The sequence below is a fragment of the Streptomyces sp. NPDC040410 genome, from assembly GCF_055595715.1.
The window spans coordinates 73,268-88,151 of the sequence record NZ_JBVIVK010000001.1 but is presented as its reverse complement, the minus strand read 5'-3'; the positions used below and the strand labels follow the sequence as shown (position 1 = coordinate 88,151).

Genomic DNA, 14,884 nt, shown 5'->3' with positions numbered 1-14,884 from the left:
CGCGACCATGAAGTGCCGCGCCGGGGGTGAAGAGTTGAGGGTTCTCGTCGTCGAAGACCATGCCGAACTCGCGGAATCGGTGGCGCGCGTCCTGCGCCGCGAGGGAATGGCGGTCGACGTCTCCTACGACGGAGCCGGCGCACTCGAACGCGCGACGGTCGTCGACTACGACGTCGTCGTCCTCGACCGCGACCTCCCGAAGGTCCACGGCGACGCGGTGTGCGGCGTGCTCGTGGAACAGGAGCACCGGCCCCGCGTCCTGATGCTCACGGCATCCGCCACCATCGCCGACCGGGTGGAGGGCCTCACCCGCGGTGCGGACGACTACCTGCCCAAGCCCTTCGCCTACGCCGAACTGGTCGCGCGCATTCGCGCCGTCGCCCGCCGCCCCCAACAGGCACTCCCACCCGTCCTGGTCCACGGCGACCTGGTCCTGGATCCGGCCCGCCGGGTCGCCACCCGGGCGGGCACCCAACTGCGGCTCACCCCCAAGGAGTTCGCGGTACTCGAATGCCTGCTCGCCGCCCAGGGCCGGCCCGTCCCCGCCGAGGAACTCCTCGAACGCGTCTGGGACGAGGCCGCCGATCCCTTCACCAACACGGTCAAGACAACCGTGAACCGGCTGCGGCCGAAGCTCGGGTCACCGCCCCTGATCGAGACCGTCCCCCGCGGCGGCTACCGGATCTGAGATGCCGATGCGCCTGCCCCATCCGTACCGTCTGCTCCCAGCCGGCGTCCCGGCGCGCCTCCTGCCCCGACGTGTCCGCATGCGTCTCACGGTGCTGTTCGGCCTGCTCTTCGTCGCCTCCGGCGCCGTCCTGCTCGCCATCACCTACCTCCTCGTGTCCGGGCGCAAGGGCAACATCACCATCTTCAACCAGGGCGCCGACGGGCTGCCCATGCCGGACGGCCGTGGCGGTGGCGCGGGCGGCCTGCCGGGCCAGGCCCCTCCCTGGGCCGAAGGCGTCGCCCGTGAACTGCGCGAACAGGCCGTCCGCCAGCACGCCTTGGAGATGCACCACCTCCTGGTGCAGTCCGGGATCGCCCTGGCGATCATGGCCGGCATCTCCATCGTGCTCAGCTGGCTGGTCGCCGGACGTATCGTGCGCCCCCTGCGCACGATGACCTCCACCATCCGGCAGATCTCCGCGCGCAACGTCCACGAGCGGCTCGACGCCAAGGGCCCGTCCGACGAACTCAAGGACCTGGCCGACACCGTCGACGGGCTCCTGGGCCGACTGCAGACCGCCCTGGAATCCCACAAGCGGTTCGTCGCCAACGCCGCCCACGAACTGCGCACCCCGCTGACCCTGGAGCACGCGCTGCTCGAGGAGACCCTCATGGACGACGACGCCAGCGCCGAGACGTTCCGGGCCACCTTCGACCGACTGCTCGTCATCAGCAGGCAGCAGGCACGCCTGCTGGAGTCGCTGCTCACCCTCTCCAGCAGCGAACGGGGCGTCGAGCACCCGGAACCACTGGACCTGGCCGCGCTCGCCGAGGACGTCCTGCTCTCCTTCGACGCGGAGATCGAGCAACGCGGACTCCAGCTGAACGCCGACATCCGGCCGACGAGCATCTCCGGCGACCCGGCCCTCATCCAACGCCTGATCGCCAACCTCCTCGACAACGCCATCGACTACAACGTGCCCCGCGGCCGCGTGGAGATCGCCACCGGCACCGGTCCGTCCGGCCGCCCCTTCGTCTCCGTCTCCAACTCCGGCAACGAGATCCCGCCCGAGCAGATCGACCGGCTCCTCGAACCCTTCCAACGGCTCGTCCGCACCCCGGACGACGGCCACCACGGCCTCGGCCTGTCCATCGTCCGGGCCATCGTCACCGCGCACGGAGCCGAACTCGTCGCCCGCGCCCGGCCCGGGGGCGGCCTGGTCATGGAAGCCGTCTTCCCGGGACGCGTGCCCTGGCCGACGCCGGGCGCCGGACACCACACGGCCCGCAGAGTGGTGGCCCGCCTGTAACCGGCGACCCGAAGCAACCCTTTCCCGGCGTACGCGCCCAGCCTCCGAAGCGTCAAAGGCTGGGCGCGTTTTACATGTCCAACCGAAAGGAACAGTCGGTTGGACGGCGTCCCGCCGGCCCCGATCCGTACACACTGTCGCCAATCAAATGTCCGTGAGAGCATGAACGCGGGCTGGATCATGCCCGGTTATCGATGCCAATATCGATGGCTTATCCGCGACGGATGCATCGCACCCTGCTCGGAATATCAGGCCCGGGGGAATGATGAACGGTCAGGCTGATCACGAACTGCCACTTTTCGATTCCCAAGAGGGAATTCTGCTGGCGCAGCGCATGGAAGACTCGCATCGGCTCTACAACGTCGGCCAGTACGTCGAAATCGCCGGGGCCGTCAATCACCGGTTGTTCGAGCAGTCGCTGAGGCAGGCCGTCGCGGAGGCCGAGATCCTGCGGGTGAAGCTGGTGGCGGACGGCGACCGTGTGACACAGCAGTTCACCCGGGAACCGGAATCGGAATCGGAACCGGAATCGGATCTCAAGGTCCTTTCCTTCGTGGACCTCAGCGCGGAAGGCGACCCTCAGGAAGCCGCCGAAGCGTGGATGCGCAACGAACTGCACCAGGTGGGAGACCCCACCGAGAGCCGGCTCTTCTCCCACGCCCTCTTCCGGCTCGCCCCCGACCGGTACGGCTGGTTCCAGCGCTACAACCACATCCTGATGGACGCCTACGGCTGCTCACTCATCGGCCGCCGGGTAGCGAAGATCTACACGGCCCTGGTGAGCGGTGGCACCTGCCCGCCCCCCGGCCATGCCCCACTCCGCGAACTGCGGCAACAGGAGTCCGCCTATCGGGCCTCCGAGCAGTACCGGAGCGATCTGCAGTACTGGAGCGACCACTTCGCGGACCGGCCCGAGCCCATGAGCATCCCCGGGCAGCGTTCCGAGCACTCCGACGAAGTCCTGCGGGAGACGGGCCACCTGCCCCCCTCGGCGGTCGAGGCCCTGCGCCGGGCGGCCGCCCTCGCCAAGGTGAGCTGGCCCCGGCTCGTCGTCGCGGCGGTCGCCGCCTTCACGAGCCGGCTGGCCGGAGCCGACGAGGCCCTCCTCAGCCTCCCGGTCTCCGTCCGCACCACCGCACAGGCACGGCGTACCCCGGTGACGACCGCGAACGTGCTGCCGCTCCGCCTCCGCGTGACCGCGGACACCACGTTCGTGGAACTGGCCCGGCTGGCCGAGCAGGAGGTCGGCGGCCTGGTCGAGCACCAGCGCTTCCGCGGCGAATGGCTGCGCCGCACCGTCGGCTGGCCCACGGGCAGCCGCTGGCAGTTCGGGCCGTACGTCAACATCATGCCGATCGGCGAGACCCTCCGCTTCGGTGACCACCGGGCCGTCGTGCACGAGCGGTCGAGCCGGCGCGTCGAGGAGTTCGGCGTCCTGGTGAGCGGCTGGTCGGACGACGAGGGAATGCGCGTCACCTTCGAAGCCAACTCCCGTCTGTACGACGGCCAGTGGCTCCGCTCAGCCCACGCCTCGTTCCTGTACTTCCTGGAGCAGGTGGTCGCGGACCCGTCGCTGCCGGTGGGCCGGGTCGATGTGCTGGGGGAGGTGGAGCGGGCGGCTGTGGTGGTGGGGTGGAACGACACGGGGCGGTCCTTCTCTGAGGGTTCGTTGTTGGAGTTGTTCCGTTCGCATGTTGCTGCGGCGCCGGGGGCGGTGGCGGTGTGTTCGGGGGGTGAGTCGTTGTCGTATGCGGAGTTGGATGTGCGGTCGGATCGGCTGGCCCGGTTCTTGGTGGGTGCTGGGGTGGGGCGTGAGTGTGTGGTGGGTTTGTGTCTGCCGCGTGGTGTGGATGTGGTGGTGGGTGAGCTGGCGGTGTGGAAGGCCGGTGGGGCGTTCGTGCCGTTGGATGCGGAGTATCCGGGTGACCGGTTGCGGTTCATGATCGAGAACAGTGGTGCGGGTGTGGTGCTGGCGACGGCGGCGACGCTGGGCCGGGTGCCGGCCGGCCGGGCTCGCATTGTGTTGTTGGAGGAGGTGCCGGCCACGCCGGATGTGACGGCTTTGCCGGGTGTCGTGGATGCGGGTCAGTTGGCGTATGTCATCTATACCTCTGGTTCGACTGGGCGTCCGAAGGGGGTGGCGGTCGGTCATCGGGGTGTGGTGAACCTGGTGGAGGCGATGGGTCCGGTGCTGGGTGCGGGGCCTGGTGTGGTGGCGTTGCAGTTCGCGTCGTTCAGTTTCGATGCGGCGGTGCTGGATGTGGCGGTGGTGTTGGGGTGTGGTGGCACGTTGGCGATCGCGACGGGTGAGGAGCGGGCGGAGCCCGGGGCGTTGGCGGGGATGATCGCGGCGCGTGGGGTGTCCACGGCCAGTGTGGTGCCGTCTTTGCTGGGTGTGCTGGATCCGGAGCAGGTGTCGGGGGTGGGGACCTGGGTGCTGGGTGCGGAGCGCTTGAGTGCGGATCTGGCGGGGCGGTGGGTGTCGCGGGCGAGGGTGTGGAACACCTATGGCCCGACCGAGGCGACGGTGATGGTCACGGCGGGTCCGGTCGACTCGCGCGTCGTGTCGGGGGTTGAGCCGCCGGGGATCGGGCGGCCGCTGTCCAATTCCCGGATCTATGTGCTGGATTCTTTTCTGCGTCCGGTGCCTGTGGGGGTGACGGGTGAGGTGTATGTGGCGGGGGTGGGATTGGCGCGTGGTTATGTCGCGCGGGCGGGTTTGACGTGTGAGCGGTTCGTGGCCTGCCCGTTCGGTTCGGGTGAGCGGATGTATCGCTCGGGTGACCTGGCGCGGTGGACGCCGGGGGGTGAGCTGGTGTTTGTGGGGCGTGCGGACGCGCAGGTGAAGGTGCGTGGTTTCCGCATCGAGCTCGGTGAGGTCGAGGCGGTGTTGAGCGGGCATCCCTTGGTGGGTCAGGCGGTGGTCGTGGCCCGTGAGGACGGCCCGGGGGACAAGCGACTCGTCGGCTATGTCGTGCCGCAGACCCAGGACATCGACATGCGGCAGGTCCGTGAGCACCTGGCCGAGGCGCTGCCGGAGTACATGGTCCCGGCGGCACTCCTCGTGCTGGACGCGCTGCCGCTGACCGTCAACGGGAAGGTGGACCGGGCCGCGCTGCCCGCCCCCGACTTCGCGGGACGGGTGTCGGGCCGGGCGCCTGTGGGGGAGACGGAAGAGAAGCTGTGCGCGCTGTTCGCCGAGGTCCTCGAACTGGAGCGGGTCGGGGTCGACGACAACTTCTTCGACCTGGGCGGTGACTCCGGGCTGGCGATGCGTCTCGCCGCACGTATCCGTGAGGAAATGGGCGCCGACCTGAGCATGCGGCAGTTCTTCGGCGCGTCGACGCCCGTGGGTGTGGCCCGGATGCTGGCGGCGAAGGCACGGCCGGAACTCGGACCGGCCGAGCGTTACGAGGAGATACCGGTCTCGATGGAACAGCAGCGCACCCGGCTGATGGCAGGGCTGGCCGAGGAGGCGGGCGCCGCCCACCGGAGCTCGGTCGCGCTGCGGCTCAGTGGCGCGCTGGACCGGGCCGCCCTGGAGGCGGCGCTCGGAGACGTCGCCGTACGGCACGAGATTCTGCGGACCCGGTTCACCGGTGGCCGGGCGGACGACATGCGCCAGCACATCCTGGACGCCGATGACGCCGGAGCCCGGCCCGTGCTGTCGGTGACCCCCGCCGGTGAGGAGGAGCTGGCCGGGCTGCTCGCCGATCGCTCGGCACGCGAGTTCGACCTGGCGAGCCAACTGCCCTGGGCGGCGCACCTGTTCGCGCTGTCCGACACCGAGCACGTACTGCTGCTGGTCGTGCACCGGATCGCCGCCGACGACGCCTCGCTGGACATCGTCGTCCGCGACCTGGCGGCCGCCTACGGTGCCCGCCGCGAGGGCCGGGTGCCCGAACGGGCCCCGCTGTCCTTGCAGTTCGCCGACTACGCGCTGTGGGAGCGGGAGCTGCTGCTCGGCGCTGAGGAACCGGACAGCCTGATCAGTGACCAGCTCACCTACTGGAAGGAGCGGCTGGCCGACCTGGAGCCGGAGCTGCCGCTCCCGTTCGACCGGCCGCGGCCGGTGCTGGCCGACCACCGGACCGGTTCCGTGCCGCTGGGCCTCGACGCGGACGCGCACGACCGCCTGGTGGACACGGCCGAAGCCGAGGACGCTTCGTCCTTCATGGCCGTACAGGCGGCCCTGGCGCTGCTGCTCACCCGGCTCGGCGCCGGTGATGACGTCGTGCTCGGCACCCGGCTGTCACGGCGCTACGAGGAAGGCGATCTGGAGGGCGTGGTCGGGCCGCTGACCCACCCGCTGGTGCTGCGGACCGACACCTCCGGCGACCCCACCTTCCGGGAACTGCTGCGCCGGGTCCGGGAGGTGAACCAGGAAGCACTGCGCCACCGGGACGTGCCGTTCGAACGGCTTGTGGACCTGCTCGAGCAGCCGGCCTCGGCGGCGCGCCACCCGGTGTTCCAGGTGATGCTCGAAGTCAGTGATCTGAGCGCCGAGGAACTGGACGCGGCGGACCTGCCCGGTCTGCGCACCACCCGGCTGGACGGCGTGGCCGACGACACCGAGCTCGACCTGTGGTTCGCGCTGAACGAGCGCACCCACGGTGACGGCACCCCCAACGGCATCGAGGGTCTGCTGCGGTACGCCACCGAACTCTTCGACCGCTCCACCGCGACCGCGCTCGCGGACCGGCTCGTACGCGTGCTGGAACAGGTCGCGGCCGATCCGGAGCTGCGGGTGAGCCAGGTGGACGTGCTGCTCGGCGAGGAAGAACGCCGAAGGCTCGTGGGCGCAGGCGCCGACCCCGCGGGTGACCTCGTCCACGACACCGTCCTCGGCCTGCTCGCCGAACAGGTGGCGCTGACGCCGGACGCCGTCGCCGTGAAGGCCCAGGACGGGACCCTCACCTACCGGGCGCTGGACTCCGTGACCGATCTGCTCGCCCGCCGGCTGTCCCGGCGAGGCGTGAGCACGGAGCAGCGGGTCATCGTGATGCTGCCACCCGGCGTCGGCTTCACCGTCGCCCTGATCGGCGTGCTCAAGGCCGGTGGCGTGTGCTCCTTCGTCGATCCGACGCGGCCGTTCATCGGCGGCACCGGCGGCCCGGGGCCGCGCAGCCGGCCCGCCGCGCTGGTCTGCACGGCGGCCATGGCCGGGCGGATGAACGCGGACAGCAGGATTCCGGTCCTGTGGATCGACGACCTGACGGAGGAGGGCGCGGAGTTCCCGTCGGCCGCCATGCCGCCCGGGGCCGAGCTGCCGCTGCCCCGGCCCGGTCACGCGGCCGTCGTCCTCGACGCCCTCGTGCCGGACGCGTCCGTTCCGGGCTCGGTCGTCGACCATCGCGCGCTGCTGTACCAGACGGCACACCGGCTGCGGCCCCCTGCCGTGAACGGCGCCCCGGCCCTGCTGGACGCGCGTGCCCCCATCGGCGCGTTCCTGGTGCCGCTGCTCGCGTCCCTCAGCGCCGGCGGCGGCGTCCGATTCGTTGTGCCGGGAGAGGACGTCGTTGCCGTGGCGAGCGCTGCGGGGGCGGGGGAGCCGACCCTGGTGACCACCCGGGACCGGCTGCGGAAGACAACCGGGTCGGAGGCGGGACGCCGTCCGTTCGCCGAGGTCACGGTGGTCGAGACCGGCCGGCCGGTCGCCGCCGAGGAGACCCGCGAGTGGCTGGATCTGCATCCGGACACCCCGCTGGTGAGCGCCCTCGCCGGAGTCGGGACCGCGGGACCGTGGCTCGAACACCGGGTGCTGCCGGGTGAGCCGGTCCCGGCGCGCCTCCCCGCGGGCAGGCCGGTGCACGGCAGCCGTGCACTCGTCCTGGACGACCTGCTCCGCCCGGTTCCCCCGGGTGTCGTGGGCGACGTGTACGTGACGGGCACACCCCTGTCCCGTGGCATCGCGGGCGGGGCGTCGCTGACCGCCGAACGTTTCGTCGCCTTCCCCTTCGGCGGTCCGGGGGAGCGGATGCTGCGCACCGGCGAACGGGCGCAGCGGACCGCCGCCGGGCTGCTCACACTGCGGGATCCCGGCGAGGAGCGGGACAGGAGCTCCCGGGCCCGGCGCACCGTCACCGACAGCCGGGAGCTGGAGGTGCTGCTGCCCCTGCGGGCGACGGGCACCCGCCCGCCGCTGTTCTGCCTGCACGAGACCACCGGTCTGAGCTGGATCTACGCCGCCCTTCTCCAGTACCTGCCGCAGGACCTGCCCGTCTACGGAGTGCAGGCGCGCGGTCTGACGGGCGCGGAACCGCCGGCCGACGGCATCGAGGAGATGGCTGCGGACTACGCCGAGCAGATCCGCACGGTGCAGCCCACCGGCCCGTACCACCTCCTCGGCTGGTCCCTCGGTGGAGTTCTCGCGCACGCCGTCGCCACCCGGCTGGAGGAGCTCGGCGAGGAAGTGGCACTGCTCGCGGTGCTCGACGCCTATCCCCAGCACGGGGTCGGCACTTCGCTGTACACCTACGACGACGAGGAGACGCCCGAGGGCCGGGACAGCGGCCGGCGTATGCAGCGCGGTCCCGGCGGCCAGGACGTCACCGGCGTGAGCGGTCCCGTACTGGAAAACGTCAAGAAGGTCATCCAGAACACGGCCGGCTTCATGCCGGACTACACGCCGCGTCACTTCCGGGGCGACCTGCTGGTCTTCGTCGCGACGGTGGACCGGCCCCGGGAGAAGCCGATACCGGAGGCGGTCGCCACCTGGGATCCGTACGTCGCCGGAAACGTGGAGTCCCACGAGATCGTCGCCCGCCACAAGGAGATGCTGAAGCCCACGCCGGCCGCTCACATCGGGCGCGTCCTCACGGAGAAGCTCGGGAAAACCGCCGGCGCGGAAAAGGAGTGATCCGGAAAAGGAGTACTCCGCAAGGATGATCCGGCGGGGGCGGCATGCCGTACGGCACGCCGCCCCCGCCGCCTTTCGCGTGCTCATATTCCCTTCACCTGTATTCCCCTGCGGAATTGGTCAGTTGGACATTCATTGACGCCCACGCCGTGCGATTTCAGACTCGAACGGTGGGCCACGGATCCCGCAGCGAGAAATGACGAAAGGGAACCGCCGATGCCGAAACCCCCGGAAATACCCCTGCACAACCGCCGGGTCGGACTCGATCCGCTGCCCGAACTGGGCCGCACGAGCCGGGAGTGCCCGTTCACCGAGACCGTCGCACCGGGGACCTCGGCCCGCGCCTGGCTCGCCTCCGGCAACGAGACGGTACGGACGGTCCTCGGGGACGCCGACCGATTCAGCACCCTGCCGCCCGCGGACAGCAAGGAGGACTCCCGCCGGCTCATCCAGCCCGGCAACCTGCTGCAGTACGACCCGCCCGAGCACACCCGGCTCCGGCAGCTGCTGACACCGGAGTTCACGCTGCGCCGGATGCGCAGGCTGGAACCCCTCATCGCGGACATCGTGACGGACCGCCTCGACGCCCTCGAACTGGCCGGATCACCCGCCGACTTCATGCGGCACTTCGCCTGGCCCGTGCCCGGGCTGGTCAGCTGTGCGCTGCTCGGCATCCCCCGCGACGACCACGCCGAGCTGGCGCGCAACCTCGACCTCACCCGCGCCACCAACCGCAGCCGCGAACAGCAGCAGGCGGCCGGCAAGGCCTACATGGCGTACATGCACAAGCTGATCGGGCAGAAGCGGCGCTCCCCCGGCGACGACCTGCTCAGCAGGCTGATCCGGGAGCACGGCAGCGACATCACCGACGACGAACTGGTCGGGACCGCGGCGACCACGATGGCCGCCGGGTTCGAGAACGTCGCCGGCACCCTGGGACTGGGCACGCTGGCGCTGTTGCAGCACCCGGACCAACTGGCCCTGTTCCAGGACCGGCCGGAGCTGGCCGACCAGGCAGTCGAGGAGCTGATCCGGTACGTCTCGGTCATCGCGACGGCCTCGCCGCGCACCGCACTCGAAGACATGATCATCGAGGGGCACGAGGTCAAGACGGGGGAGACCGTGGTGTGTTCCCTGATGGCGGTCAACCGCTTCCAGCCCGCCCAGCCCCCGCAGTCCTCGCGCGACGATCTCGACATCACCCGTGAGGTCACCTCCCACCTGGCCTTCGGACACGGCATCCACTACTGCCTGGGGGCCCCGCTGACCCGGCTGATCCTCCGGATCGCCTTCCCCGCCCTGCTCGGCCGCTTCCCCAAGCTGCGGCAGGCGGTGCGGCCGGAGGATCTCCGCTACCGCACGCTGGCTCCCAACTACGGCGTCGACGCGCTGCCGGTCGCCTGGTAGGGGATGACGTGCCACGTGACATGCCGGCCGTGCCCGTGCACACCCGCCGGGCCCGCTTCGATCCGGCGGACGACCTGCGTACGCTCACCGGCGGCCGCCCCGTCGCGCGACTGCCCGTGGGCCCCGGCACGGACGGCCGCCCCGTCTGGCTGGTGACCGGGTACGAGGAGGTGCGCCAGGTCCTCGGCGACCACACCCGTTTCTCCACCCGCCGCCGTACCGGCGCCCCGCACCGGCCGGGCGCACCCGACACCGCCCGGCCGGAGCACGCCGTCGGCCAGTTGATGGACTACGACCCGCCCGAGCACACCCGCCTCCGCCGGCTGCTGACACCGGAGTTCACCCTTCGTCGCCTCCGCAGGATGGAGCCGTACATCGCGGGGGCCGTGTCCGAGCGTCTGGACGCCATGGAACGTGTCGGGCCACCGGCCGACCTGGTGGAGCGGTTCGCGTCGCCCGTGCCGGGCGCGGTCCTGTGCGAGCTGATCGGGGTACCCCGCGACGACCGCGCGGACTTCCTGCGCCGGGGCCACGCCCACCTGGAGGCCGGGCGGGGCAGGCAGCGCCGGGCAGCCGCGGGAGAGTCGTTCCAGCGCTATCTCTCCACCCTGGTGGAACGGCAGCGCAAGGAGCCCGACGACGGATTCATAGGTGCCCTCGTGCGCGACCACGGCGACGAGCTGACCGACGAAGAACTGCGCGGCCTGTGCGTCCTGCTGATGCTCGCCGGCCTGGACAACATCTCCGGCATGATCGGCCTGGGCACACTGGTCCTGCTGGAACACCCCGCCGAACTGGCAGCCCTGCGCGAGGATCCACGGACGGCGGACCGCGTCGTCGACGAACTGCTGCGCTATTTGTCCGTGCCGCACGCCCCCACGCCCCGGATCGCGCGGGAGGACGTCATGGTCGGCGGGGAACTGGTCAGAGCGGGCGAGAACGTCGTGTGCTCCCTGCCGATGGCCAACCGGGACCCGGCGCTCACTCCGGATCCCGACCGCTTCGACCCCGGTCGTGACCCGGTGTCCCACGTCGCGTTCGGGCACGGCATCCACCACTGCCTGGGCGCCGCGCTGGCCCGGCTCGAACTGCGGATCGCGATCACGGCACTGCTGGACCGGTTCCCCGCGCTGCGCCCGGCGGTGTCCGCCGAAGAGGTGCGCTTCCGTATCCACTCGCCCGCCTACGGGCTGGAGCGCCTGCCGGTCGCCTGGTGAGAGGAGAACGCGTGGACGGGAAGCTGGAGATCGAGGTCGACCGCGGCAGATGCGTGGGCGGCGGCATGTGCGCGCTGTTCTTGCCCGCGGTCTTCGACCAGTCGGACGACGACGGCAAGGTCCTGCTCAAGATCCCGGCGCCGGGCGCCGGGCTGACCGGATCGGTACGGGGGGCCGCGGCGAGGTGCCCCTCCGGCGCGATCACACTCCATGAACGGCAAGGGGACGCCATGAACGGCAAGTTGACGCCATGAACGTGAAGGGACGCCATGAACGCGAGGGGGACATCATGAAGAAGGACACCGTCGGCCAGGGCAGTCCGGCGGACATACGCCGGTTCGTCGTCTCCCTCTGGTGCGCGGAGCTCGGCGTGCCGGACGTGGGGGACACGGACGACTTCTTCGCCCTCGGCGGTCATTCGCTGGCGGCGCTGAACGTGCTGACCGACGTCGAGGACGCCTACCAGGTCGAGCTCGGCACGCGGGCCGTCGTCGAGCATCCGACCCTGTCGGACTTCATCTCGATGCTGGCGTCGCTCGTCGGCGTCGCCCCGGCATCTCCCGAGAGCGCCCGCGCGGCGGCCTCCGAGAGCGCCGCCTGACGGATCAGCACGGTTGCACACCCGCGGCCCGGTGGGCGGTGGAGCGAGGCCGACACCTCGTTCCGCCGTCCGCCGGGCCTTTTCGCGTCATCGGTGTCGTGGGTGTCGTGGGTGTCGTGGGTGTCATGGGTGTTGCTGGTGCCGACTTTTGTGTCCGCCGTGTGACCGCCCGCTGCGTAGAACTGAGCGCATGTTCACTCCGAAGAAGCGAGCTCTCTCGCACACCGTGCTGGCCGTGTCGGCGCTCGCCGTCGCCGTCTTCGTCACCGGCTGCTCCGACGACACCGAGAACGCCGCATCGAGCAACGAGGCCGGCTCCGGCGCGTCGGCCTCCCCGACCAGTCCCTTCGAGAAGGCCCTGGACTACGCAGAGTGCATGCGGTCCAACGGCGTCGCCAACTTCCCCGACCCGCAGCAGGACAGCGGCGGTGTCCGGATCAGCCCCGGTGACGTCGACCCGAACTCCAGCGAGTACCAGCAGGCGGAGGAGGCCTGCCGCGACAAGATGCCGCAGGGCCAGGGCGGTGCCGCCGCCGGCGGCGGCCAGCTCGACTCCGCCAAGGTCGCGGAATGGGCCAAGTGCCTGCGGGAGAACGGGCTCACCAAGCTGCCCGACCCGGAGATCAACGGCAGCAACATGACGATAGACCCGAAGGCGGCCGGGATCACGCCCGAGGAGTTCCAGAAGGCACAGCAGGCCTGCCAGGACAAGTACCCGGGCGGCGGGCTGATGCTGGGACCGGGGCCGGGCCAGTGACGACCTCCGACGAGACCGAGCTCGCCGTACGCGGCGAGGAGCAGGCGGCCCTGGAGCGCAGGACACCGGGCACGGTGGCGGGGGCCGAGCCCGAAGACGGCGCCGAGGCCCCCGCCGCCAGGAGTGACGACGGCGGATCCGACGAGCCGGCGGCGGCCCGCGGCGGCCGCAGGCGCCGACCCGTGCGCACCGTGCTGCTCGTCGCCATCGCGATCGCCGTGGCTGCGGCCGCCGGAATGGCCGCGTCGGGAACCTTCGGCAGCGACGGCGAGGACTCCGCGAGCGCGGCCCCCTCCGGGCCGCCCGCCACGACCAAGGTGCAGCGCACCACGCTGACCGACACCGAGACGGTGAACGGCAACCTCAGTTACGGCGACGCGACCGACGTCCAGGCCCCCGCCTCCTCTGGCGGCACCGGCTCGGGCAGCGGCCAGCAGGGCTCCGGCGGCGGCGACTCCGGCGCGGAGGTCGTCACCTGGCTGCCGACCGACGGTGTCGTCCTCGAGCGCGGAGACACCGTGTATCGCGTCGGCCAGGAGAAGGTCCCGCTGCTGTACGGCTCCATCCCCCTCTACCGCAGTCTGGAGACGGGGAGCGAGGGCGAAGACGTCAGGATCCTCGAGAAGAACCTTAAGGCCCTCGGCTACACGGGTTTCACCGTGGACGACACCTACACCGGCGACACGGCCGACGCCGTCAAGGAGTGGCAGGAGGACCTCGACCGGGAAGAGACCGGGACCGTCCAGGTCGGCGACGCCGTCGTGGCGTCCAGCGCCCGCCGCGTCGCGGAGGTCAAGTCCGTTCCCGGTGCCCTGCTCAGCGGGAGCCTGCTGTCCTGGACCGGCACCGAGCGTGTCGTGAACGTCGACCTCGACCCGCAGTACGAGGACCTGGTCAAGCATGGCACCAAGGCGACCGTCACCCTCCCGGACGACACCAGTGTCGAGGCCGTGGTGACCGACGTCGGCACCCCACCGCCCGCGCAGGGCGACGGGAGCGGCAGCGGTGATTCGGGCCAGCAGGCCGAAGGCGGCAGCGACACCGCCACCATCCCCGTACAGCTGAAGATCAAGGACCAGAAGAAGCTCGGGCGGTACCAGGCCGCCCAGGTCGACGTGGTCCTCAAGGCCGAGACCCGCGAGAACGTCCTCGCCGTCCCCGTCAACGCGCTGACCGCGCAACGCGGCGGGTACGCCCTGGAGGCCGTGACCGACAAGGGGGTCGAGTACGTCCCCGTGAAGCTCGGCATGTTCGCGGGCAGCCTGGTCGAGGTAACCGGCGCGGACGTCAAGGAAGGCATGGTCGTGGGGGTTCCCAAGTGACCGGTCCGGCCCACCCCGTCGTGCACCTGAGCGGGGTCACCAAGGCATACGGCGACGTCCACGCCCTCGAGGGCGCCGACCTCGTCATCCGGCGCGGCGAACTGCTCGCCATCGTCGGCCCGTCCGGCTCGGGGAAATCGACGATGCTCAACATCATGGGCACCCTCGACCGTCCCACCGCGGGCACGGTGCGCATCGACGGACATCTCACCCACGAGCTCACCGACCGTGAACTGTCCGCGCTGCGGGCCCGCACCATCGGCTTCGTCTTCCAGCAGTTCCACCTCGCCCCGGGCGTGGCGGCGCTGGACAGCGTCGCGGACGGACTGCTCTACAGCGGCAGGCCGCGTGCCTGGCGGCGCCGGCGGGCAGAGGCCGCGCTGCGCCGGGTCGGCCTCGGCCACCGGCTCGATCACCAGCCGCACCAGCTGTCCGGCGGTGAGAAACAGCGGGTGGCCATCGCCCGCGCCGTACTCGGAGACCCGCCGCTCCTGCTGGCCGACGAGCCGACCGGAGCGCTGGACTCCCGGTCGGGTGCCGTGGTGATGGAGCTGCTGCACGAACTGCACGAGGCGGGCACGACGGTGGTGGTCATCACGCACGACCGGGACATCGCCGCGTCCCTGCCCCGCGAGGTCCGGGTCAGGGACGGTCTGATCGAGCACGACTCCGGCCGCCCGGCGGCACTCGCCGGCCGAGTTCCCCAGGAGATCACCTCATGAGCACGCTCCACACCGAGCCG

General features: G+C 71.0%; 10 protein-coding genes. All 10 read left to right on the top strand.

Annotation, left to right across the window (positions count from 1 at the left end):
• The first annotated feature begins 34 nt into the window (after positions 1–34).
• The 10 genes from ACZ562_RS00360 (at position 35) to ACZ562_RS00315 (ending at position 14,864) form a co-directional block, all read left to right on the top strand.
• On the top strand, positions 35–688 hold the full coding sequence (locus tag ACZ562_RS00360; RefSeq protein ID WP_471172316.1) for a response regulator transcription factor: 654 nt from the start codon (positions 35–37) through the stop codon (positions 686–688).
• 79 nt (positions 689–767) lie between these two features.
• Positions 768–1,979, top strand: coding sequence for a sensor histidine kinase (locus tag ACZ562_RS00355; protein ID WP_471172313.1), 1,212 nt, complete (start codon positions 768–770; stop codon positions 1,977–1,979).
• A gap of 262 nt (positions 1,980–2,241) precedes the next feature.
• On the top strand, positions 2,242–8,838 hold the full coding sequence (locus ACZ562_RS00350; RefSeq protein WP_471172309.1) for an amino acid adenylation domain-containing protein: 6,597 nt from the start codon (positions 2,242–2,244) through the stop codon (positions 8,836–8,838).
• A 216-nt stretch (positions 8,839–9,054) separates the two neighbouring features.
• Positions 9,055–10,245: a cytochrome P450 gene (locus tag ACZ562_RS00345; RefSeq protein WP_471172303.1), complete on the top strand. Its 1,191-nt coding sequence runs from the start codon at positions 9,055–9,057 to the stop codon at positions 10,243–10,245.
• 8 nt (positions 10,246–10,253) lie between these two features.
• Positions 10,254–11,462 carry a cytochrome P450 gene (locus tag ACZ562_RS00340; RefSeq protein WP_471172298.1) on the top strand — a complete coding sequence of 403 codons (1,209 nt, stop codon included), beginning with the start codon at positions 10,254–10,256 and terminating at the stop codon, positions 11,460–11,462.
• An 11-nt stretch (positions 11,463–11,473) separates the two neighbouring features.
• On the top strand, positions 11,474–11,716 hold the full coding sequence (locus ACZ562_RS00335; RefSeq protein ID WP_471172296.1) for a ferredoxin: 243 nt from the start codon (positions 11,474–11,476) through the stop codon (positions 11,714–11,716).
• Complete coding sequence (locus ACZ562_RS00330) at positions 11,713–12,063, top strand: phosphopantetheine-binding protein (RefSeq protein WP_471172293.1); 351 nt, start codon at positions 11,713–11,715, stop codon at positions 12,061–12,063. Before ACZ562_RS00335 ends, ACZ562_RS00330 begins: the two co-directional genes overlap by 4 nt.
• Positions 12,064–12,253: 190 nt before the next feature.
• The gene (locus tag ACZ562_RS00325) at positions 12,254–12,820 is read left to right on the top strand and encodes a hypothetical protein (protein WP_471172290.1); all 567 of its coding nucleotides are present in this window, start codon (positions 12,254–12,256) and stop codon (positions 12,818–12,820) included.
• Positions 12,817–14,142, top strand: a complete 1,326-nt coding sequence (locus ACZ562_RS00320; RefSeq protein WP_471172286.1) for a peptidoglycan-binding protein — start codon at positions 12,817–12,819, stop codon at positions 14,140–14,142. Before ACZ562_RS00325 ends, ACZ562_RS00320 begins: the two co-directional genes overlap by 4 nt.
• Positions 14,139–14,864 carry an ABC transporter ATP-binding protein gene (locus ACZ562_RS00315; protein ID WP_471172283.1) on the top strand — a complete coding sequence of 242 codons (726 nt, stop codon included), beginning with the start codon at positions 14,139–14,141 and terminating at the stop codon, positions 14,862–14,864. The genes ACZ562_RS00320 and ACZ562_RS00315 overlap by 4 nt, the downstream gene beginning before the upstream one ends.
• Positions 14,865–14,884 lie beyond the last annotated feature (20 nt).